Origin of the sequence: Gilliamella sp. W8145, from assembly GCF_016101145.1 — a bacterium.
GTDB lineage: Bacteria > Pseudomonadota > Gammaproteobacteria > Enterobacterales > Orbaceae > Gilliamella > Gilliamella apis_A.
In genome coordinates this window covers 988,637-1,012,318 of record NZ_JACFRC010000001.1, presented here as the reverse complement: position 1 = coordinate 1,012,318, position 23,682 = coordinate 988,637, and the positions used below count along the sequence as shown (strand labels likewise).

Annotated in this window: 19 protein-coding genes and 1 riboswitch; of the genes, 16 read left to right on the top strand and 3 right to left on the bottom strand. The window is 34.1% G+C overall.

Annotated elements, in window-relative coordinates; all coding sequences use genetic code 11:
* The first annotated feature begins 8 nt into the window (after nucleotides 1–8).
* A complete protein-coding gene (locus tag H3T80_RS04575) occupies nucleotides 9–2,687 on the top strand; it encodes a beta-N-acetylhexosaminidase (RefSeq protein WP_198200313.1) in 2,679 nt (892 codons plus the stop codon).
* 67 nt (nucleotides 2,688–2,754) lie between these two features.
* Here the strand turns inward: H3T80_RS04575 and rraB are convergent, their stop codons facing one another.
* Nucleotides 2,755–3,150 carry a ribonuclease E inhibitor RraB gene (gene rraB / locus H3T80_RS04570; protein WP_110447577.1) on the bottom strand — a complete coding sequence of 132 codons (396 nt, stop codon included), beginning with the start codon at nucleotides 3,148–3,150 and terminating at the stop codon, nucleotides 2,755–2,757.
* 28 nt (nucleotides 3,151–3,178) lie between these two features.
* Between rraB and H3T80_RS04565 the strand changes: the two genes are divergently transcribed.
* The 6 genes from H3T80_RS04565 to H3T80_RS04540 all read left to right on the top strand — a co-directional run bounded on the left by H3T80_RS04565 (nucleotide 3,179) and on the right by H3T80_RS04540 (nucleotide 10,297).
* Entirely contained in the window at nucleotides 3,179–4,051 is an 873-nt protein-coding gene (locus H3T80_RS04565) for a PHP domain-containing protein (protein WP_198200311.1), read from the top strand.
* A gap of 102 nt (nucleotides 4,052–4,153) precedes the next feature.
* Nucleotides 4,154–4,774, top strand: a complete 621-nt coding sequence (locus H3T80_RS04560; RefSeq protein ID WP_086320192.1) for an L-threonylcarbamoyladenylate synthase — start codon at nucleotides 4,154–4,156, stop codon at nucleotides 4,772–4,774.
* Between the two features lie 71 nt (nucleotides 4,775–4,845).
* Nucleotides 4,846–5,850, top strand: a complete 1,005-nt coding sequence (rluB, locus tag H3T80_RS04555; RefSeq protein ID WP_198200310.1) for a 23S rRNA pseudouridine(2605) synthase RluB — start codon at nucleotides 4,846–4,848, stop codon at nucleotides 5,848–5,850.
* A 284-nt stretch (nucleotides 5,851–6,134) separates the two neighbouring features.
* Nucleotides 6,135–7,520: a hypothetical protein gene (locus tag H3T80_RS04550; RefSeq protein ID WP_198200309.1), complete on the top strand. Its 1,386-nt coding sequence runs from the start codon at nucleotides 6,135–6,137 to the stop codon at nucleotides 7,518–7,520.
* A 25-nt stretch (nucleotides 7,521–7,545) separates the two neighbouring features.
* Nucleotides 7,546–8,937 (top strand): hypothetical protein, encoded by a 1,392-nt coding sequence (locus tag H3T80_RS04545; RefSeq protein WP_198200308.1) that lies wholly within the window; start codon nucleotides 7,546–7,548, stop codon nucleotides 8,935–8,937.
* A gap of 28 nt (nucleotides 8,938–8,965) precedes the next feature.
* The gene (locus H3T80_RS04540; protein ID WP_198200307.1) at nucleotides 8,966–10,297 is read left to right on the top strand and encodes a hypothetical protein; all 1,332 of its coding nucleotides are present in this window, start codon (nucleotides 8,966–8,968) and stop codon (nucleotides 10,295–10,297) included.
* A gap of 96 nt (nucleotides 10,298–10,393) precedes the next feature.
* Here H3T80_RS04540 and H3T80_RS04535 read toward each other — a convergent pair whose 3' ends face one another.
* The gene (locus H3T80_RS04535; protein WP_198200306.1) at nucleotides 10,394–11,410 is read right to left on the bottom strand and encodes an amidohydrolase family protein; all 1,017 of its coding nucleotides are present in this window, start codon (nucleotides 11,408–11,410) and stop codon (nucleotides 10,394–10,396) included.
* A 442-nt stretch (nucleotides 11,411–11,852) separates the two neighbouring features.
* On the opposite strand from H3T80_RS04535, the gene H3T80_RS04530 reads away from it, so the two are divergent.
* Complete coding sequence (locus tag H3T80_RS04530; RefSeq protein WP_198200300.1) at nucleotides 11,853–12,146, top strand: putative quinol monooxygenase; 294 nt, start codon at nucleotides 11,853–11,855, stop codon at nucleotides 12,144–12,146.
* Between the two features lie 59 nt (nucleotides 12,147–12,205).
* Here H3T80_RS04530 and argS read toward each other — a convergent pair whose 3' ends face one another.
* A complete protein-coding gene (argS, locus tag H3T80_RS04525) occupies nucleotides 12,206–13,939 on the bottom strand; it encodes an arginine--tRNA ligase (protein ID WP_198200298.1) in 1,734 nt (577 codons plus the stop codon).
* Nucleotides 13,940–14,100: 161 nt separating this feature from the next.
* Nucleotides 14,101–14,209, top strand: a riboswitch (TPP riboswitch).
* A gap of 40 nt (nucleotides 14,210–14,249) precedes the next feature.
* Between argS and thiB the strand changes: the two genes are divergently transcribed.
* The 8 genes from thiB (at nucleotide 14,250) to dinB (ending at nucleotide 23,558) form a co-directional block, all read left to right on the top strand.
* Nucleotides 14,250–15,248: a thiamine ABC transporter substrate binding subunit gene (thiB, locus tag H3T80_RS04520; protein WP_198200296.1), complete on the top strand. Its 999-nt coding sequence runs from the start codon at nucleotides 14,250–14,252 to the stop codon at nucleotides 15,246–15,248.
* Nucleotides 15,249–15,261: 13 nt separating this feature from the next.
* Nucleotides 15,262–16,842, top strand: coding sequence for a thiamine/thiamine pyrophosphate ABC transporter permease (gene thiP / locus H3T80_RS04515; RefSeq protein ID WP_198200294.1), 1,581 nt, complete (start codon nucleotides 15,262–15,264; stop codon nucleotides 16,840–16,842).
* Entirely contained in the window at nucleotides 16,820–17,515 is a 696-nt protein-coding gene (thiQ, locus tag H3T80_RS04510) for a thiamine ABC transporter ATP-binding protein ThiQ (protein WP_198200292.1), read from the top strand. Before thiP ends, thiQ begins: the two co-directional genes overlap by 23 nt.
* A 479-nt stretch (nucleotides 17,516–17,994) precedes the next feature.
* Nucleotides 17,995–19,491, top strand: coding sequence for a hypothetical protein (locus H3T80_RS04505; protein ID WP_198200291.1), 1,497 nt, complete (start codon nucleotides 17,995–17,997; stop codon nucleotides 19,489–19,491).
* A 261-nt stretch (nucleotides 19,492–19,752) separates the two neighbouring features.
* On the top strand, nucleotides 19,753–20,055 hold the full coding sequence (locus tag H3T80_RS04500; protein WP_198200290.1) for a hypothetical protein: 303 nt from the start codon (nucleotides 19,753–19,755) through the stop codon (nucleotides 20,053–20,055).
* Between the two features lie 25 nt (nucleotides 20,056–20,080).
* The gene (locus H3T80_RS04495) at nucleotides 20,081–20,488 is read left to right on the top strand and encodes a hypothetical protein (protein ID WP_198200289.1); all 408 of its coding nucleotides are present in this window, start codon (nucleotides 20,081–20,083) and stop codon (nucleotides 20,486–20,488) included.
* Between the two features lie 227 nt (nucleotides 20,489–20,715).
* Entirely contained in the window at nucleotides 20,716–22,422 is a 1,707-nt protein-coding gene (cptA, locus tag H3T80_RS04490; RefSeq protein ID WP_198200288.1) for a phosphoethanolamine transferase CptA, read from the top strand.
* Nucleotides 22,423–22,502: 80 nt separating this feature from the next.
* Complete coding sequence (dinB, locus tag H3T80_RS04485) at nucleotides 22,503–23,558, top strand: DNA polymerase IV (RefSeq protein ID WP_198200287.1); 1,056 nt, start codon at nucleotides 22,503–22,505, stop codon at nucleotides 23,556–23,558.
* Nucleotides 23,559–23,682: the final 124 nt, after the last annotated feature.

The following is a 23,682-nucleotide window of genomic DNA, read 5'->3' as shown; positions in this document are numbered from 1 at the left end:
TAATCGTTATGAAAAAGTTTAAATCAGCTATGCTTGCTACTTCGATCGCATCATTATTAACTCTAGGAGCTATGCAATCGGTTAACGCATCACAAAAAATTGTTGACACGCTTAGTTCACAACTGCGTTTAAATTATCAAATAGTCGATAATAATGCCGTTAATGATGGGGTAGATTGTGCTGCATTAGGTGCAGATTGGGCTGCTTGTAACAAAGTTACTTTAACGCTTAAAAACACTGGCCCTGCAATAACAAGTAAAGATTGGGCAATCTATTTTCACAATATTCGAATGATTTTAGCAGTAAATAATGATCAGTATAGAATAACTCATGTAACTGGCGATTTACATAAATTAGAACCAACAGCGAAATTTACCAATATTCCTGCCAACTCAGTAGTAACAATCCCAATTATTGGTGAATATTGGCAGATCAGTGAGAGTGATGTCATGCCTCGCTGGTATGTAACTTCAACGGATGCTAAACCTAAAATAATTGCCAACACCAATACTGATTCTGATAATTTGTCGGCATTTGTGGCCCCACTAGGTGAACAATGGAAGATATCACCTAACGATCATAATATTTTAATGACCCCTGAAAGCCGTTACCAACGAAATAGTGACATTAAAAAAATTACAGCAGATTTATTGCAAGGCCAAATTTTACCAACACCAGTTAAATTAACGATTGGTAAAGAATCTATTACCCTAAATCAAAGTGGTGTTAATCTCATACTTAATGGCTTAGCAAAACCAAGCCAATTAGTATTAGAAAAGCATTTCAAACAATTAAATATTGCTGTGACAAAGCAAGGGTTTAAAGTCAATGCATCCATTGATAAAACTGCATTTGAAAAAGGTGTAAATGGCAGTTATAAGCTAGATATAACCCCACAAGGGGCAACTATCGTGGCATTTGATGAAAGTGGGATTTTTTATGCTGTAGAATCGATATTATCGTCAATAACAGTTAGTAAACCGCAAATTATTAACACACTTTCAGTTGAAGATGCTCCTCGTTTTGAGTATCGGGGTATGATGCTAGATATCGGTCGAAACTTTAAAAGCAAAAAAGCGGTATTACAGTTACTTGATATGATGTCAAAATATAAGATGAATAAATTCCACTTCCATTTAAGTGATGATGAAGGGTGGCGAATTGAGATTCCCGGCTTACCAGAACTCACTGATTTTGGTAGTAAACGTTGTCATGATTTAACTGAAAAACAGTGTCTATTACCGCAACTTGGATCTGGGCCAAACAGTGATAATAATGGCAGTGGCTACTTTACTCGCGCAGATTATATCGAAATTGTTAAATATGCCAATGCGCGATTTATTGAAGTTATTCCAGAAATCGACATGCCAGCACATGCCAGAGCAGCTATTTTGTCAATGGAAGTGAGATATCAACGCTTAATGAAGCAAGGAAAAACCGAAGCTGCGAATGAATATCGATTACTGGATCCTACAGATACTTCGAATACTACTACGGTGCAATTCTACAATCGCCAAAGTTATCTAAATCCATGTTTAGATTCTTCGAAAAAATTTGCTAATAAAGTTATTAGTGAAATTGCCAAAATGCACGTTGAAGCTGGACAACCGATTTCAACATGGCATTTTGGTGGTGATGAAGCGAAAAATATTCACTTTGGTAATGGTTATCAAGATATCCATGTAGCTAAAAAAGAGGCTGGTAAAGGCTTAATAGATCAAAGCGTTGAAGATCATCCATGGGCAAAATCACAAGCGTGCCAAACTTTTGTTAGTAATGGTGTTGTGGAAAATATCGAGCATTTGCCAAGTTATTTTGCTATCGAAGTAAGTAAAATCATCAAAAATAATGGTATTAATCGCATGCAAGCTTGGCAAGATGGCGTAAAATTTGCTACCAATGCAAAAGCTTTTGCCACTGATGATGTTGTTGTCAATTTCTGGGATAATTTATATTGGGGAGGATATGATTCAGTCAATGAGTTTGCCAATAAAGGCTACAAAGTGATAGTTTCAAATCCTGATTATGTCTATTTAGATATGCCTTATGAAGTTAATCCTAAAGAAAGTGGTTACTATTGGGCTGCGCGTTTCAATGATGAACGCAAGATTTTCAGTTTTGCACCGAATAATTTACCACAAAATGCTGAAACTTCGTTCGATCGCAATGGTGACGCTTTTGCAGCCAAAGGTACTATGGATTGGCCAGGAGCCTATGGATTATCAGCACAAATCTGGACTGAGAATATTCGTACAGAAGATAAAATGGCTTATATGATCTATCCAAGATTGCTTAGTGTTGCAGAGCGTGCATGGCATAAAGCTGATTGGGAAACCAATTATCAAAAAGATCGCGAATTTGAAAAAGGTAAAACAAAATATGTTGATCAGCAAAAACTGCTAAATGATTGGAATCAATTTGCTAATTTAATTGGCCAACGTGAGTTAACTAAATTAGATCTTGCAGCTATTGACTATCGTTTACCATTACCTGGTGCCAAAATTGAAAGCGGTAAATTAATTGCAAATGTTGTTTTTCCGGGCTTAACTATCGAATATTCGACAGATCAAGGTAAAAATTGGTATTCTTACAATGGCCCTGTAGCGATAAATAACAACGCTTCGGTTTCGCTTCGTACTGCAACGGCTGATCACAAACGAACTAGCCGTGTTGAACAACTAAATTAAATGTTAACACTATTCTTATCCGTCTGGTGGCGGATAAGAATAGTCATAATTAACAGTTGATTATTTATTAATGAATGGTCTCGCTAACGTCATCTTCATCGAATTGGTCATCACTACCATCTTCAAAATAGGTTCCCCAACCGTCATAATTAACACCAAATTGGTTTGCCAGAGTTATAATTTCGGCGATTTGAGCATTAATTAATTCCGCATTTAACGGACTTTCAGTAATAATATCAAAACCAATTACCACATTACCTGCATCGTCAACATCTTCATCAGGGTCGGTTGCTTCATAGCCTAATTTATAAGCTTCAACAGCGACTTTTTCTAGTTTATCAAAGTCTTGTGATGAAATATGATGTTCAATAATATACAGAGCATGTGGATCACTTCCATCTTCTAAAAGTTCTTGAATAATAGCTAGCGTATCTTGCTGAGCAAGCAGAATTTGATCTTTCATAATATACCTTTTAGTGGTCGTGCAAATTGTGTGGTATATTACACGTTTAAAAATAATTTTCGAGAAAAAAGTGATTGTTGACTTACATTCGCACACAACTGCATCAGATGGAATTTTAACGCCAAGTGAACTGGTCAAAAGAGCTGCTGATAATCAAATCAATATGCTAGCGATTACCGATCACGATACTATCAAGGGATTGCTAGAAGCGAAAGCGACCATAGCACGAGATAATTTGCCGGTTAAATTAATCTATGGGGTTGAAGTGTCAACAATGTGGAAGAATAATGAAATTCATATTGTTGGTTTGAATATCGATATTCAAAATTCTCACTTGCTTGAATTATTAACTGCACAAGAACAAAGTCGTATTGATAGAGCAATCAGTATTAGTGAAAAATTAGCTAAAGTAAGCATAGACAATGCTTATGAGCAAGCTCAACAATTTTCTAAAGGTGATATTGTATCTCGAGCTCATTTTGCGCGCTTTTTAGTCGCTAATAATTATGTTAAAGATATTAAACGAGCATTTAAAAAATATCTAGGTAAAAGTGGTTATGCTTATGTTCCTGCCAAATGGTGCAGTATTGCTGATGCGGTTAATGCGATACATGCGGCAGGTGGACAGGCGGTTTTAGCTCACCCGACACGCTATGATTTGACCTTAACTAAACTAAAATTATTAATTAGTGAATTTAAATCATATGGTGGTGATGGTATTGAAGTTTCTCAGAGTCGCCAAACTCAAGATGATTTACAACGATTAGCAAAACTGGCTAATGAATTTGAATTACTTGCGTCACAAGGTTCGGATTTCCATGATTTGCTTAATTATCTTGATCTTGGTAAAACTACACCATTGCCTGGTAGCGTTACACCTATTTGGCAGAACTGGATATAATAAATATATTGAACTAAAATAGTATCAATTAGCGCTATAAACCGTGATGAAAAAGCCCTTTCCTCACATTTTTTTAACCTGCTATCAATAAAGAAGAATATTATGAGCCAAACTTTTTATATTCATCCTGATAACCCTCAAACAAGGTTATTAGATCAAGTCGTCAAAATATTAAATGATGGTGGCGTCATTGCATTTCCTACTGATTCAGGTTATTCGCTAGGTTGTTTACTTGATAATAAATATGGTGTAGATCGTATTTGTCAAATCCGTAATCTGGATAAACACCATAACTTTACCTTAATGTGCCGTGATTTATCTGAGCTTTCTTCTTATGCTTTTGTTGATAACACTACCTTTCGATTATTAAAAAATAATACCCCAGGTAAATATGTTTTTATCTTACAAGCGAGCAAAGAAGTACCACGACGTTTGATGAATGAAAAACGTAAAACAATTGGATTGCGTATTCCTGATAATAAAATTGATTTAGCGCTTCTCGAATTATTAGGACAACCTTTAATGACAACTACGCTTATTTTACCTAATGAAAACGAAGCTCAATCTGATCCTGAAGAAATTGAAGACAAAATTGGTCACCAACTAGATGCTATTGTTCATGGTGGTTATATTAGTGAACAGCCAACAACCGTGATTGATTTAACTAACGATTATCCAGATATTATTCGTCAAGGTAGTGGTGATATCAAACCATTCGAGTAAACACATTAATAACATATCAATGAGTTATTGAGTTAACAAATGATACCTGAGAAGGTAACAGTGAGGATTATATGAAACAAAATAGATCTGCATTTTCCAAAAAACAACGTGGAGCAGATAAACTAATTGAGCAAGAAAGTGATATCGCTCGTAAAAAAAATACCAAATTATGCCAAACGTCGAATCGTAAAAGTTCACAATCAGATAATACTGAAAAATTACAAAAAGTATTAGCCAATTTAGGCAATGGTTCACGTCGTGAAATTGAAGCTATGATTGTGGCTGGAAAAATTAGTGTTGATGGCAAAATCGCGACTTTAGGTGATCGCGTAGATGTCAATGCTAGTCCAAAAATTCGTATCAATGGTCATTTAGTTCTGTTAAGAAGTAAAGAAAAAGAAGTTTGTCGTGTTCTAGCTTATTATAAACCTGAAGGTGAAATTTGTTCTCGAAATGATCCACAAGGGCGAGCAACAGTGTTTGAGCGATTACCTCGCTTAAAAAATGCACGCTGGATTAACATTGGTCGACTTGATATAAATACATCGGGCTTATTGCTATTCACAACGGATGGCGAATTGGCAAACCGCCTCATGCATCCAAGGCATGAAATTGAACGTGAGTATGCTGTTCGAGTATTTGGTAATATTACTGATCAACAACTTAATCAACTTCGCAAAGGCGTTCAGTTAGAAGATGGGCCTGCTGCATTTAACTCAATTAAACCTCAAGGTGGTGATGGATTGAATCAATGGTTTAATGTCGTTATTACCGAAGGTCGCAATCGAGAAGTCCGCCGTATGTGGGAAGCAATTGATGTTCAAGTTAGCCGTTTGTTACGCATTCGTTATGGTAATATTACTTTACCAAAAGGTTTATCTCGTGGCACATGGATCGAATTAGGTATTGATTCTGTTAATTACTTACGTGAGTTAGTTGGTTTACCTGCTGAAATAAAAAGCTTTACAACAAAATCTTCTGCAGACAAACGGATTGTTAGACCAAAACGTATTAAACTCAATCAGACCAGCAAAACTGCTCGTCAAAAGGTAAATAAAAAACCAACTCGAATTTAATATTTTTGCTGACCCTTACGTAAAATGGTTATTTTATTTAAGGGTTAAAATCATCCCATCCCATTTAAACTAATCATTTTATAAATCCTAATAAATCAGTTAATAGCATTAATTGTTAATAATTAACAAATAACAATTTGATATTAGCAAAAAAGGTTAATAAATACCTTCAAGTTTATAATAAACTCAGCTGACAGTTTTTCTTTAAACTAATAATAAATAGCCCTTTTTAATAAAAAGATGGAAATATAGAGTAATGAATGGAACGTTTTGAAAGGTAATTTATGCGCACGATTATTGCTATTTTTTGTATATTTTTATTAACGGCATGCCACACTCGAACAGCAGAAGATGCATTTAAGGAAGGCCGCTATATAGAAAGTATCAATCTTTTAACTGCCAGTTTGGATGAAAAAGGGCCTGCAAAGTTTGATCAAGAGGATGTTAAGCGCCTACAAACTATTGTTAGTAGTGTAATGCAGTTTTACGAAAAAGACCTAAATCATTTCCATAAATATGATTATCCACAAAAAATAGATGCATATAAGCATTTATTAACTATGAAAGAGATATTAAGTAATCGCTTTTACTCTGATCAGATCAGTTTTTTCAATGACAAGTATGACACTAGGCAATTAAAGCAAACTCTTGCTAAAGAATATTATGATTATGGTAATTACATCACAGGCACTGACAGTGAAAGTTATCGAACAAAAGCTGAATTATATAAAAATAGTTTGTCATACGACAATTATAAAAATGCCGCTACTTTATATAAAAATGCCAATACCAAATATATGCAGATGGCAGCCAAAAGTTACTATGAGCAAGGAAAACAATTCGAACAACAAGGAAACTATAAAGCTGCTGCTCAAGCTTTTAATCAGGCTTCATCAATACATAAACCATTAGGTAAATATAAAGACAGTGACAAACGCGCGATAGATAATGACAAAAAATATGCTACCCAGCAGGCAGAAGAGGCTTACCGAGAAGCCAAACAACTCGCAATGAATGCGACAAAGCGTTATGAATATCGGGAAGTTGCCAAGTATTATGCGCGAGCAGCATCTATTTATCGGCCATATGGACAATATTTTGATGCGAGTTCATTAGCTGAAACTTATGAGAGAAAAGGATTAATTAAAGTATATTGTTATTCTTCTTATTTCATCGATGAAATAAGAAACCGATTAAATGCGAATTATATTAAATTTGTTAACTACTCTCGGGATGCAGATATAGATATAAAAATTGATTATGACGACGATTTTGTCGCTAATGGGAAGTCGGTAGAAAACGAAACTAAAATTGAACAAATATTTGATAAATATGTTGAAGTTGAAGATAAAGATGGCAACAAAACTCAAGTAAAAACTTATAAAGACCAAAGATATGACTTGCAAACGGTAACGCATAGTAACAAATTAACCTTTACAACCAGCATCGAGGCTCATGGCATCTATAGTTATAGTAAATCCTTTAAGGTTGAAGAAACCTCATTTAAATATGACTATATTTATAGTGGTGATGTGCCAGCAAGATTTTATAATCATAGTAATGGTCGATTAAAATCGAAAGATGAATTATATACACAAGGCAAAAGAAATCTAATATCTCAAGTAAACTCAATATTAGATAATATAGCTAAAGATCTTTCATACCTATAATGGACAATTTTCAATAAGGAAAAACATGATGAGAATTATTATTGCCGGTTTATTAATGTTTTTATTAATGAGTTGTAGTCACGAACGAACATCTCAAGATGCTTATGCTGAAGGAAGCTATCTTGAAAGCATCAATCTATTAGCGGCAAAAATAGAGGAAAAAAGTGAAGTAAACTTCAAGCAAACTGATGCAGAAAAACTCAGCAATCTGGTTAATGATGTAATGAACAAATATGAGGATGAATTAGCCAGCACCAATAACACAGATTATAAAAAGCGCATTGAAATCTATCAAAAACTGTTAGAGATGAATAAGCGCTTAACTAACCGTTTTTACAGTACGGAATTAGTGAGCTTTTTAGATAAATATCCTGATGAAAGTTTGAGGCAAATTATTGCTAAAGATTTCTATGATTATGGTAATTCAATCACTGGTACTGATTCTGATAGCTATCATACAAAAGCTGAGTTATATAAAAGTGGTTTGTCATACTACAGTTATAAAAATATTGCTACTTTATATAAAAATGCTAATACCAAATATATGCAGATTGCCGCTAAAGATTTCTATGAGCAAGGTAAAGATTTCGAAAAACAGAAAGACTATAAAGCTGCGGCTGAGGCATTTAGTCAAGCATCATCAGTATATCAACCTCTAGGTAAATATAAAGACAGTGATAAACGCGCTTATGATAATGGTAAAAAATACGCTACTTTAATGGCCGAAGCGGCTTATCAAGAGGCAAAAATGCTGGCAAAAAGCGCTAGCAAACGTGTAGATTTTCGTACAGTTGGCGAATATTATAGGCAAGCCGCAAACGTATATAGTCGTTTTGGACGCTATAAAGATGCGGCTTCTTTAGCGAACACCTATAAAGACAAAGGGGTAATATCAGTTTATTGTGATGCCTACGAATATTGTCCTGATATAAGATCGGCTTTTTCAGCTGATTATATCACCTTTGTTGGTTCTCCAAATTATGCTGATATCAAAATTAGAGTAGCTAGTAATAGTTATTATTCTCACCCTCAAGTATCAGTTAGCAACGAAACAAAATTTGAAAAAGTATTTGATAAATATGTACAACAGACAGATGATCAAGGGCATACAACTCAGATCGAAACTTTCAAAGAACTAACTTACTATCAACAAACAGCGATCACTCGCAATAGCTTAACATTATCGACTGAAATAAGCGTTACAGGACTTCTTAACTCTAGTCGCTCATTTAATATAGAAAAATCTTCAGAGAAATATGAATATATTTATTCAGGAAATGTACCTTCACATATACATAACTATAACGAGGGTACATTAGATTCTCAATCTGATTTACAACAAAGAGCTAAAAGCGAACAAAGTGCTGAATTAAGATCAAAGCTAGAAAGTATTGTTCAAGAACTTTCATACCTATAAAGGACAATTTTTAATAAGGATAAATTTGATGAGAATAGTCATTAGCGCTTTATTTATTTCTTTATTAATAGGTTGTGCGCATCAACGCACATTTCAAGAAGCGTACGATGAAGGAAGTTATATTGAAAGTATCAATTTATTAGCGATAAAAATAGAAGAAAAAAGTGAGGCAAACTTTAAGCAAACTGATGCAGCCCAGCTGCGTCAGTTAGTTACCGAGGTGATGAACAAATATGAAAATGAATTAGCTAATACCACAAAGACCAATGATGAACAACGCCAAGAAACATATGAGAAATTATTAGAGCTTAATCAGCGGTTGAGTGATCACTTTTACAGTTCCGAATTAGCATTCTTTTTGGATAAATATCCTAGTGAACGTTTAAAACAAAATATTGCTAACTTTTATACTCAACAAGCAAATGCTATCCCAACTAATTCTGCTGGTGATTATGAAAAAAGAGCAGCGCTATATAAAAAATCTTTAGATAGATATTACGATAAAAATATCGAAAAAGCCTATATTCATGCGGATACTAAATATAGGCAGCTTGTGGCACAAACATTATACAATCTTGCTAAACAGGAAATACGTAGCGGTGATTATAATGCAGCGGTAGCTTGTTTTAGAACTATTATTGATATTTATAAGCCATTAGGTCATTACAAAGATACTGAAAAATTAGCTCATTACTATGAAAAAAAAGCGATCAGTCAAGAAGCGTTTAATTCTTATTCTCAAGGTGAAAAAATAGCTAAAAATGCGACTCGGAGTTATCAATATCGACAAGCAGCAACAAATTATCAACATGCCGCGAATACTTATGCAAAGTATGGTAATTATCGAGATTCGCAACAAAAAGCAAGAGACTATGCTAACAAGGGTAAAATAAGACTATATGTGACAGGAAATGCAAATTCATTTTCTAATTTTGTTGAAGATTATTTCAAAAATGATGATGCTATTATATTAGTTTACAACAGCAGTGATAGTAACATTACTATTAATCTTAGTGAAGATGAGCGATATTCTGAAGATGGCGGTTCAGTAACAAATGACACTAAAAAGAATGGTGAAAAAGAATATAACTTAAGAACTGAAACATTAGTAAATAATTATAGTTTAAACCTTAGCGTAAATGTTTCTGGATTAAGTGGTTATTATGACAGTTTTTTAGCTGAAAAAAGTTCAAGGCAAGTTAAGTATATTTATACAGGTGATAAACCTAGTTATGAATTTGATCGTACAGATGGTAATTATTATTCTCGAAGTGAATTAAGACAACAAGCTGAAGATGAAATAAAATCAAGACTTAGTAATTACTTTTCTCGGGTTTCTTCAGCAATTCATCAATTATAAACGATCGCCAATAAATAAAATCCCACTCAGTTATTCTCTAGGTGGGATTTTTATTATTAAGATGTTTAAATCTCAGCTAAATTTTTAATCAAACCATTATGCAAGACCTAAAACCATTCGTCCATTTCGTGTAGCAACATTAACTACATTATCTAAATCTGTATAACGACATCCAGTCACTAATAATTTAAGTTCTTCCCACATATTACCGGTTGAAAAAGGTAACATATAATCACTGACGTTATCAGTCCCAATAGCAACAGGTATCCCAGCTGCAGCAAGTTCATCGACTGGTGTTAATGAATTTCGGGTTGGGCCATGTTCTTCACGGCGCGGGCTATCGATCCAAGCAAATGGGCAAGCAATTACCATCATTTTAGCTTCTTTCATTTTTTGGTAGAGTTTTTGACGATATTCCAAACTATGTGCGGTAATTGAAATACTATGAATAGCCACCACACGACCATGCATACCATGCTCAATGGTTTTATCAGTAAGTTGCTCGGTTTCGATTTCATCTGATGAGTTAAATTGGTCAACATGGACATGTACCATTTTGCCTAATGTTTTACCGGTTTGCATTAACACATCTAAATGTTTTAATCCCATGCCTTCACCATGATCTCGCTCATCACGACGCGGCAAACCACCAATAATATCCACTAAATCAGCACCTTTATCAAACCAGTATCGGGCTTCTTTATCAATGACTCCTTTAAGAGTTTGATTGACTAATTTAATCGTAATATCGTTTTTATATGTTTCACGAGCGCGCAGAGCTCCTCTAATTGCTCGCTCTTCGGCAATCGGATCAATATCAACAAATGAACCCATGGCAGTAACACCTTGTTCAATCATGCGTTCAACCGCCATGCTAAAATGTCGATAATAATCATCTTCGGTCATTGCTGCTTTCACTTTATCAAGCGTGTCCCATTTTTCAATTAAAGTCTGTTTTTGGTAGACATCAAAACTATCTACAGAGATAGTAAAAGCACGATCAGCATGCATATGTGAATTAACCCAACCACCATTTTGTTTAATTTTGTTCATCAAATATGCTTTCAAACTCTGATCTCGACTAGTTGATAACATTTGTTTATTATCGGTCATAATGCGCCTCTAAAATTTGGTTACTATTAAGTTTTAATAAAAAATAGATAAAAAAAATCCCCCAAAAGGAGGATCAAAATAAACCAGTTAGGATATTTCTTATAGTAATGAAAATACAAGTTGTCATGGAAGTTTACACTTTATTATTATTCCTAAGTGGGAGAGATTTTAATGGATTCATTGTTAAGATCAAGTATTTTAATTTTGAAAATATTTAAATAAATGAAATGGTTAAAGTATTATTTTTTAGATTTTTCAAACTAAAAAAAAGTCTATTTATACTCTCAAAGAGTAAACTATTAAATTACATATGCCTAACTTACTATTTAATAATAAGTATAATGGTCGAAAAAATGAGATTAGCATGATTATTAAAAAGCTGTTTATTCTTAACAGTAGGATTTCAATCATTACAAAACAAATTTGCTTATAAGGGTAAAATATGTCACAACTAAACATTATTGCTACCATTACGATAAAACCAGAGTATCATGAAGCATTTAAACCTATATTTAAACGATTAGTTATCGGTAGTCGAGCTGAACACGGTTGTGTTCGGTATGAGCTGAATCAAAGTATTGAGAATCCAAATATTTATATAGTAGTAGAAACGTGGCAATCACAGCAGGCGATTGACTTGCATAATACAACGCCATATTTAGTTGAATTTGCTAATTTTGCTAAGGAGCGTGTTGATGGATTATCGATTTGTATAGCTAAACAGGTTGATGTCTAAGCGGATAAATAAACACCAATAAAACCACCGATATTTAATCATATCGGTGGCAAATAAGCTTACATTTTGTCAACGGTTTTAATGCCAAGCATATCTAAACCCGTTTTAAGCGTTTTGGCTGTTAATAAGGCCAGTTTCAATCTGCTAACTTTTAAACTTTCATTTTCTGCGGCCAAAATAGGGCAGTGTTCATAAAAACTTGAAAATAGGGTAGCGATATCATACAGATACGCACAAAGAACATGTGGCGTACCTTCGGCGGCAACAGTTGTGATTGTTTCATCAAATTGATTCAAACGAATTGCTAATACGCGTTCCTTTTCAGTACCTAAATCGATATGACCATCTAGATTGTCTTCATTGATATTTGATTTTTTAAATACTGAAAGTACACGGGTATAGGCATACTGTAAATAAGGCGCTGTATTGCCTTCAAATGACAGCATATTATCCCAATCAAATACATAATCAGTCGTTCTATTTTTGGATAGATCAGCATATTTAACCGCACCAATGGCAACTGCATCAACCACTTGAGCCAGCTCGGTATCAGAAAGATCAGGATTTTTGCTTTTAATTAATGTTGCTGCTCGCTCAGTTGCTTCATCGAGTAAATCATTTAGTTTAACGGTATCACCTGAACGCGTTTTAAATGGTTTACCATCTTTACCTAACATCATACCAAACATATGATGTTCAAGTTTTAAAGATTCTGGGACATATTTTGCTTTATGCACAATCGCCCAAACTTGTTCTAAATGTTGGTGTTGGCGTGAATCGGTATAATATAAAATACGATCCGCGTGTAGCGTTTCATAACGGTATTTTGCACAGGCAATATCGGTTGTTGCATAAAGATAACCACCATCTCGTTTTTGGATGATAACACCCATTGGTTCGCCTTCTTTATTTTTATACTCATCTAAAAACACAACGATAGCGCCTTCACTTTCAACGGCTAATTTTTTCTGTTTAAGATCGGCAACAATGCCCGGAAGCATACTGTTATAGATACTTTCACCCATGGTATCTTCTAGTGAAAGTGTGACATTGAGTCGTTTATATGTGGCAATATTTTGCGTCATGGTAATATCAACCAGTTTTCGCCACATTTCACGGCAATACTCATCACCACCTTGAAGCTTAACGACATAATTACGGGCTTTTTCAGCAAAGACTTCATCTTCGTCATAATGTTTTTTTGCTGCACGATAAAAAGATTCTAGATCCGATAGATCCATATCGTTGGCCTGTTCGTTTTGCATTTTTTCAAGGTAAGCGATTAACATACCAAATTGCGTTCCCCAATCACCAACGTGATTAGCTCGAATCACATTGTGGCCAAGAAAATTTAAGACTCTAACACTCGCATCACCAATAATCGTTGAGCGTAAATGACCAACATGCATCTCTTTTGCTACGTTTGGTGCTGAGTAATCAACCACAATAGTTTGTGGTTTAGCCGGTAAGGTGATATTCAATTTATCGCTACTTAATGCTACTTCGTTCTGCTCGGCAATCCAACTATTTTTTAAAAAGATATTAATAAAACCCGGTCCAGCAATTTCTACTTTATCGGCAATATCTTCAATATCCAGATGTTGTAATACTTTTTCTGCCAATGCGCGTGGTGGCATACCCAATTTTTTAGCGGTAGCCATGATACCATTTGCTTGATAGTCACCAAATTGAACTTTGGCTGATTGCTTGATTAAAGCATCACAGTTTTTATCTGCACCAGCCATAATCATTGCTTGCGAAACTCGTTGCGTTAATAGTTGTTGAATGTTCACATTGTACCTAATCAATAATCATAAAATGAGGCATATAATACCGACAAACACAACAATTGTCACTGATTGCCTGTAATCTTACCTTGTTTTAATTTGTCTAAATTTGTATTTATCAACACATCGCCTGTTTACAATTCTATTTGCTACCACTAAACTACTCATCGTTCTCAACGGGGTGCCCTGAAGGGCTGAGAGTGTCAGAAAAACTGACATAACTCGTCGAACCTGAACTGGATAATGCCAGCGGAGGGATTTGAGTTATTATATCTGCTCAAACCTTTTGTCTTTTACACATTACTTTGGAGGCAAAATGTTTCGTAAAAACTTTTTACTATCTGTTATATTTTCATTTTCACTATTTAGTCATCTAGCTAATGCACAACAACCAACTCTAACCGTTTATAGTTACAATTCATTTATGTCACAGTGGGGGCCGGGTGAAACAATTAAAAAAGGCTTCGAAGCGCAATGTCATTGCCAACTTGATGTTGTCACATTGGGAGATGGCGTATCTGTTTTAAATCGCATTCGCCTTGAAGGCGACAAAACAAATGCTGATGTTATTTTAGGATTAGATAACAATCTATTAGCACAAGCCAAGCAAGCGGATATTTTAATTCCGCATCAAATTAGTAAACCCGATAACCTCAATACCGATTGGTGGGATGATAGTTTTATTCCTTACGATTTTGGCTATTTCGCTTTTATCTATAATCAAGATAAGATTAAAAATCCTCCTCATTCATTACATGAATTGGTCGAAAACCAAGCTAATTGGAAAATCATTTATCAAGATCCTAGAACCAGCACTCCAGGACTAGGTTTATTGTTTTGGATGAAAAAGGTCTATGGTGACGAGGCGGCAAATGCATGGCAACAAGTGGCTAAACATACGGTCACAGTAACTAAAGGTTGGAGTGAAGCCTATGGTATGTTCTTAAAAGATGAGGCGGATTTGGTATTAAGTTATAGCACATCGCCGATAGCACATATTATTAATGAAAATAATCATAACTACGCCGCCGCGATTTTTGCTGAAGGTCACTATCGCCAAGTCGAAGTGGCTGGCATCATTAAATATAGCCAAGAAGCTGATTTAGCTCGACAATTTTTACGTTACTTGCTAACACCTGAGATACAACGTCAATTTGCTGAAAAAAATGTGATGTATCCAATTATTAAAACCGATCTACCCGATGCTTATAAGCAAATTAATACCATTGATAAATCGCTAGAATTTACACCGGAAGAGATTGAAAAACATCAAAAAGGTTGGATTCGTGAGTGGCAGTCAGCAATAAGTAAATAGTTAAGTATTATTAATGTTAAAATTCAGATCGTTATTACCAGGTATCAGTGCTGCTAGTTTAATTTTAATCATATTAAGTTCAGCACTTCTCGCTATCTGGAAATTTGCCTTGCAGTCAGGAAATTTAAGCATCTATTTTGATAGTTACATATTGCATATTATATGGATAACTTTTTACCAAGCTGTATTGTCGACATTATTATCACTAATCGCAGCCATATTAATGGCTAAGGCATTATCTTTAGTGGATTTTAAAGGTAAAAAGTTGTTATTGAAGATGATGCCTATTACCTTTATATTACCAACACTAGTTGTTGTGACTGGTTTACTATCGGTTTACGGGCGACAAGGTTTATTATCAAGTATCTGCCAAATATTACACATACCATTCTCATTTTCAATTTATGGTTTACACGGCATTTTATTGGCACATGTATTTCTGAATTTCCCTTATGCCTGCTGTCTATTTTATCAAACCTTACAAAGCGTACCTATTGAACAAAAACATTTAGCTGCGCAATTAAATTTTAGCAATGTAACTTTTTTTAAAATTATTGAATGGCCATTACTGCGTAGACAAATATTACCTATGGCGGCATTAATTTTTATGTTATGTTTTTCAAGTTTTGCCATTGTTTTAGCATTAGGTGGCGGGCCTAAATATACCACGCTTGAAGTTGCTATTTATCAAGCAATTCGTGATTTTGATCTGTTACAAGCAGCATTACTTGCCTGTTTACAACTAGTTTGTTGTATTGCCTTCATTGGATTAATGCAAAAGATAAACAGAATCGATAAAAAATTAACGGTAAACTTTACTCAAACAGACTATCGTTTACCTTTACCCAAAGGATTAAAAATTGTTAGTTCAGTGCTAATTTTGATCGGTGGATTATTTATATTGTTACCTATGCTGACTATCCTGTTTCAAGGTATCTATTTCTTTCAATTCTCATTGTTGACCTTTTCATTACAGCAAGCTTTACTTTTTTCAATCATTATTGCTTTTGGTTCATCAATTATTGCCATGATACTGGGGTTACTATTACTTTGGACCAATAGTCGATTACTGATAAATAGACAACCTCGATTGAGTAATGGACTATTATTAATTGCATCACTTATTCTAGCCATATCAAGTATGGTATTGGCATCAGGATTATTTTTATTACTATTTGACTATAGTAATAATGCCATTTTTATCTGCTTATTGATGATGGTTTGTAATGGATTGATGGCGTTACCATTTATTATAAAAAATCTTGCCGTACCAATGTATGATATTACCGCTCGATATTGGCGACTCACCCAATCACTGAATATCAATGGTTTAACTCACTTTTATTTAATTGATTTTAGAGGATTAAGAAGAATAATATTGATGAGTTTTGCATTTGCTGGCATATTGTCATTGGGCGATTTTGGTGTAATTGCCTTATTTGGTGGGCAGTCAGTCACCACTTTACCTTATTATTTATATCAACAGATATCGCATTATCATTACAAAGAAAGTATAGTAACAGCGGCAATTTTATTAATTTTATCATTTAGCTTATTGGTTGTTATGGATTATGATCGAACTTCAAAATACTGAGTATCAATATGATAACTTCAACATGCACTTTGTGCTTAATATTGCCGCTAAAGAAAGAGTGGTCATTGTTGGCCCAAGCGGTGCAGGCAAAAGTACATTACTCAGTTTAATAGCCGGATTCATTTTTCCCAATGGCGGACAAATCATTCTCAATCAGCAAAATGTTACTACCACTTTACCGGGTAAACGGCCGGTATCGATGCTATTCCAAAACAATAATTTATTCAGCCATCTTACCGTCGAACAAAATATAGCGTTAGGTATTAAACCATTATTAAAACTTAGCCGTGCAGAACAGACAATAATTGGTGACATATTAGTGCGTGTCGGATTGGAAGGCTTTAACCAACGTTATCCCGAACAACTTTCAGGAGGTCAACGGCAACGTGTTGCACTGGCACGCTGTTTAATACAACATCGTCCAATTTTACTCCTTGATGAACCATTTTCTGCGCTTGACCAAGCATTACGTTTTGAAATGCTAGCTCTTGTTAATCAAGTTTGTAGCGAATTCAACCTTACTTTAATGATGGTCTCGCATTATTTGGATGATTCTCTTCACCACTTCTCACGTTGCCTCGTTATTGATAATGGAAAAATTATTTTTAATGCAGCTCCAAATCAGCTTAATGAAAATCAAAAGATAGCGGAGTTATTAGGTATTGAAAGTTAGGATTTTAAGTTGAAAAAGTTGAGGAGAGTTTTTTAAATAATTAAAAACTGTGATTTAGCTGGTTATCTTACTAATAATATTTACAAAATTTAACAATTTAGCCTCAAAAAGTGGTTGCGAGTTTTTTTTATGTCTTTATAATTTTAAACAATTTTAAGTAGGATTATCGATCATTATTTAGTTAATCAAACTAACAATTGAAGATAAAATATCAAATTAAACATAAAGTTAATTGACAGGATGTCGAATATGCATTATAATTTTAAACACCAAACACCAAACACCAAACCTGCTCAACCTATAATTTAATTTCAGCTAATTACCTCAATTCAAGTTTACTTTTTCACGATAGTTTATCTTTTCACAGAAAATCCAAGTTAATATCTAGTCTTAGTCCATATCAATTTAGCCAAAGAACAAAAAAAACAAAACGCTGTTTAGTTCAGCCTTCACCTTGTAAAGGTTTCATAGCAAATACAATGCGTTGTATTTTTGCTTTAACAAATTCTTCATTATTATCCGTTTGTTTATCTCTGGTTAAACCGTTTATTTATATTTTATTTATTTTATGCTTTTTAGGCGTCAGTCAAAAAAGCCTAGCACTCACAGCACATAGTATAAATGTCATTATTGGTAATAAACCGAAAGTTGTCGATATTGAAGGGGCATCGAAAAAACATGGTTTTACTGTTAATGGTGTTTTATATAGTTCAAATACCAATAACTTAAGTGACACACAAATCAATCAGTTTGATGGTAATTTAACAATTAAGGACTTTATTATTAAGGATTATGCAATGAATGATTTAGATGTGACGGCTAATTATGATGATACCGATGGTGATGGCATTCGCAATAACACTCCGTTCACCGTAGAAAAAACAACCTATAGTTGGTTTGATAATAAAGGGATAAAAATCGAAAATAATGAAAAAATAATTGGTTGTGGTAGTGACATTTCCATGCCGTTAACTTTAACTATTACAACGAAAGTAAAAACCTATTCCGAATATGGTGTTCCTAATGAAAGCGAATATGTTGATATCACTCAAAAATATAAAATTATGGCTAAACCTGACATTTGTTATGCAAAACCAAATCAGATGATAACTTTTCCTACTATGACATGGGGAAGTGCCCGTCCAATTGAATACCAAGGTAGGATAGAATGTATTTTGACGGGTTATGCTGATAATGAATTTGAATTATCTTTGGATGAAGATTTTGTAGATCTTAGAGTGACAAGAGGTTGGAATTTTGATAATTCGAGAGTAAGAAATAGTTATTGCGGTGGTGGTTATAATGCGAATGTTTTTGATCCAATTAATGGTTTTAAAGTGTCAGCTTCTCCTCATTTCCCTACCACTGGTTTTCCAGGAGCGAAATTTCAATTAGTTATGACTGGTCATCAAGAGGATTTTGATTATAACGTTTCCGCAAATCCTAAAGATAGTGTGGTTGTTGATAAAGCGGGTAATGTTATGTTGAAAAAAAAACCAATAGGACTGGTGACTATAACCGCGAAGTTCAAGCATAGTGAACAAATACCCGAACAAGTCTATTCATTTAATTTATCAGGAGTTTGGGCTGTACCACATGGTCAAGGAGATAATCATTATACATATGAACAAATAGTACATTTGTGTGGAGGGGAACAAAATATACCTTCACGGGCAGAAATGTCAAATTCCCCGAATGCACCAGCTTCATGGACGAAATACCCACTGGCATGGGATGCATTTACTCGGACGATAGGTGAGGGATTGTTAAGTGAATGGGGAATGTCAACTAAGTATAGTTACCCGGATTCTGACTGGCCAAGAAGTGGATTACTTTGGTTTTATACAAGAGATCAATATGATGTATCATCAGATATAGCTAAAGGTTTGTCTGATCGGTTTGCTGCTGACGCATGGATTGGGCAAATAGGTGTTTGGGCCTACGCTCAACAACTAAGAGGCGTATGTATTCAATAAGAGAATAATATTAATAAAATACAATGTGGATGAATTTTAGTAATAATTTTCGTAGATGACTTTAATACATGGAATGAAATACGTTATTAAACAGTTGGTTAAGTGTCTAATAGTTAATGCATTTTCGAAAATATGGATTTTAGTTAAAAGTACTTATCATTTGAAACTTTTATTTATAAATTATTCCTCATAAAACCATCTTTTTCGGATGGAGGTCGTTATTGGCGTCATATTGGTGGAGGATTATTTAGTGAATTGGGGATGTCAATTAAATATAGCTATCCCGATTCTGACTGGCCGGACAGTGGATTACTTTGGTTTTATACAAGAGATCAATATGCAGTATCATCAGATATAGCTGCAGGCTTATCTGATCGGTTTGCTGCTGACGCATGGATAGGACAAATACAAGTTTGGGAAAAAATCAGTCTTTACGAGCGGTCTACAAAGAATAAATACATATTTAACTTAATATTACTATTAGAAAGTTTTAGTATAATTGTTACAAATAAAAAGGGTAGTAATGAATTTTATTCAAAAATTAGAAGAACAATCACAATTTGAAGGTGTTTTATGATTTAAAGAAGGGGTGTTTTTACGTGCATATAATCAAGGCGTGTATATATTAACTGAATTGCTAGGTTATCCATTTAAAGCTCGGGTGATAAAATTAAAAACACTTAAAAATAAATTGATAACGACCAGTACATTTCCACTCAATACACTAGCAAAACGGCTATCTAACGCTAATTTAACTGAATTTGGGGTAAGTTATCCGTATGCTTATAATCATGAAAGTTATAGTTTGTGGTTTCAGCGACATTGCCATGAAGAGAGCTTTGCAAACGAAACGGCAATAGCCCGCCGTGAGCCATTGAAAATGCGCGATCGGCGGGCGTCGGCGCTAGCGATTAAAAAATGCACTATAGAGAAAAATACTAACAGTATCTATCTAAAATTAAATCAAAAACAAATTAATTATCTTTCAAATTGGTAACAAGGCTGTTATTCGCTTGAAGTAGATTATGCATTTATCCGAAGTTTAAAAAATAAACTTAATTCTTGATCTAAAAATGATGATATTTATTATTAATATAAATCCAATCTATCCAAATTATTAGTATATTATTTAGCCGCTTTTCGTGGCTTTTATTTGCACTTAAGGTTTTGTTAATCTGATTTTGTTAGTTTAGTGACCATTATTAATTGTGAATAATGGTAACTATGCAAAAGTTAGATAATTCTGCAGGCTTTAATTGGCGTTCATTGATCTATGTAATTTTATTTTTTTGTTACTTTTCTTGTAGTTTGCAACTCTATATTGTTTTCTCTGGACATGCTAATTTTATTGGTTTACGCGATTCAATTATTTACAGCATGATTTGGTTGGTACCGGTATTATTTTTCCCTCGTTATACAAAAAAAATTGCTACTGTTTATGGCATTATAATTGGGGGATTATCATTAATTTCTATTGGTTATTTCACCATATATCGACAAGAGTTTTCACAGAGTGTTTTTTTTGTAATGGCCGAGTCCAATTATAATGAATCACATGAGTTTATCTCTCAATATTTAAGCATTAAGTTAGTTATAGTATTGCTGATCTATATTTTGCTTGGTTTTTTTCTATGGCTTAAAGTCAAACCTATTTATGTTAAAAATATGACTAAATGGTTAGTGTCTATATTCATTGTTGTTTATGCATTAATGCCGCTTTGTATTGGTGTTGTAATAAAAAAAATGTCATTTGCACAAGCCACTCAACATTTACAAGAACGTATGGAAACTACAGTGCCGTGGCAATTGATCAACAGTTATTTAGCATATCGTTCACAATTGTCGAATATGGAGAATATTTTAAATCATTTGCAAACATTGCCTAAGTTTGAAAACTTAACGGATGCTAATGGTGATACACCAAGAACATTAGTATTGGTGATTGGTGAATCGACTACACGTAATCGTATGGGGATTTATGGTTATGAACGCAATACTACACCGTTGATTGAACAATTTAAGCAAGATAATCCTGATTTTGTTGTGTTTAATGATGTGGTTTCATCAAGACCTTATACTATTGAAATATTACAGCAAGCCCTAACTTTGGCTGATGAACAAAATCCAGATTTATATCTTAGCAAACCATCTCTTATTCACCTTATGAAGCAGGCTGGTTATAAAACGTTTTGGATCACTAATCAACAGACGATGACAAAACGTAATACGATGTTGACTATGTTTTCTAAACAAGCTGATGAACAGTTTTATATGAATAACGATCGTAATCAAAGTTCACGACAATATGACTCATCGGTATTTGAACCATTTAAAAAAGTATTACATGATCCTGCTGAAAAGAAATTTATCGTCATTCACCTGCTTGGTACGCATATGAAATATGAATTGCGCTATCCTCAAAGTACTGATTATCAGCGTTTTAATAATAGATCAGATTTAGCATTTAAACTAGATGATGATAAGTTAAAGGTTTATAACAGTTATGATAATGCAATAACCTATAATGACTTTGTAACAACCAAACTATTTAATTTATTTAAAGATAGTCAGGAAAATGGTTTTATGTTGTATTTTTCTGATCATGGTGAAGATGTTTATCAGACCCCTCCGCATGATATTCTAGGTCGTAATGAAAAAGCGCCTACTAAGGTGATGTATACTGTACCATTCATGCTATGGCAGTCACCAAAATGGCTAGCTAGTCATCCTAATAACTATCAGTCCTATGTGAATAGAAAATTCAGTACTCAAGACTTGATTCATACTTGGTCTGATTTAGCTGGGCTTAGTTATAAATCCTATGCTCCAGAAAAAAGTATAGTAAATCCGAAATTTGAACAACCAATTCGTTGGATTGGCGATCCTCATGATAAAAAAGGCTTAACTGATTTTGATAAGTTAACTAAATAATAGTGAGTAATTTGCAGATAAAGTTAAGGTGTGATATTGTATATTTATACAGTTATTTTTTTAATGCTATTACACCTATTATGCGAAAAATTATTCATGTCGATATGGATTGTTTTTATGCCGCTGTCGAAATGAGAGACAATCCCCGTTATCGCAATATTCCTATTGCGGTAGGGGGTGATCCGCGTAAGCGAGGTGTGGTATCAACTGCAAATTACTTAGCTCGTCAATTTGGTGTCCATAGTGCTATGTCCATGGCACAGGCAATTAAGCTCTGTCCTAATCTTAAAGTTATCCCCGGTCGACATGCTGTTTATAAAGAAGTTTCTAATCAAATTCAGCAAATCTTTAAACGATATACTCAAGCTATTGAAACTCTCTCCCTTGATGAAGCTTATTTAGATGTGACTGATTGTAAGCTTTTTCACGGCTCAGCTACTTTAATTGCTCAAGATATCCGTCAAGCGATATATAAAGAACTCGAACTCACCGCTTCGGCAGGTGTTGCTCCACTTAAGTTCTTAGCCAAAATAGCTTCTGACATGAATAAGCCTAACGGACAGTATGTAATTACACCTGAACAAGTAGGGAGTTTTATTGAGCAGTTACCGCTAAAAAAAATTCCTGGTGTGGGTAAAGTAACTGAGAAAAAGCTAACTGAATTGGGATTATATACTTGTAAGGATGTGGTCAATTATGACCTAACAAAATTGCTTAATCAGTTTGGTAAGTTTGGTCGAATTTTATATGAACGTTGTCAAGGTATAGATGAACGTGAAGTTTGTAATGACAGACAACGTAAATCCGTAGGTGTAGAGCGTACTTTAGTTGATGATATTCATAGTTGGGATGAGTGTTTAGCTCAATTTGAACCGTTATTTGATGAACTCGAAAAAAGATTAAGCAAAGTTCGTGCTGATTTATCGATTGCAAGGCAAGGTGTCAAATTTAAATTTGATGATTTTCAACTGACAACCCAAGAGCATGTATGGTCAAAATTGGATAAGGATGATCTGATTGAACAGGCTTATAAAGTGTGGTCAGAAAGACGAAATAATCGAGGTGTAAGATTAATTGGTTTTCATGTCACTTTAATTGATCCTCAAGTTGAAAAACAGCTAATTTTTCAATTTTGATTGCTAACTGACGATTAAATAGTAATTTTTTACTGTTAGATCATGGTGAGATTTATTAATGATAAAGGATCTGATTTAATTTTGATAAATCAGATCCTTGATTGTTATTTTAAATATATAGCTA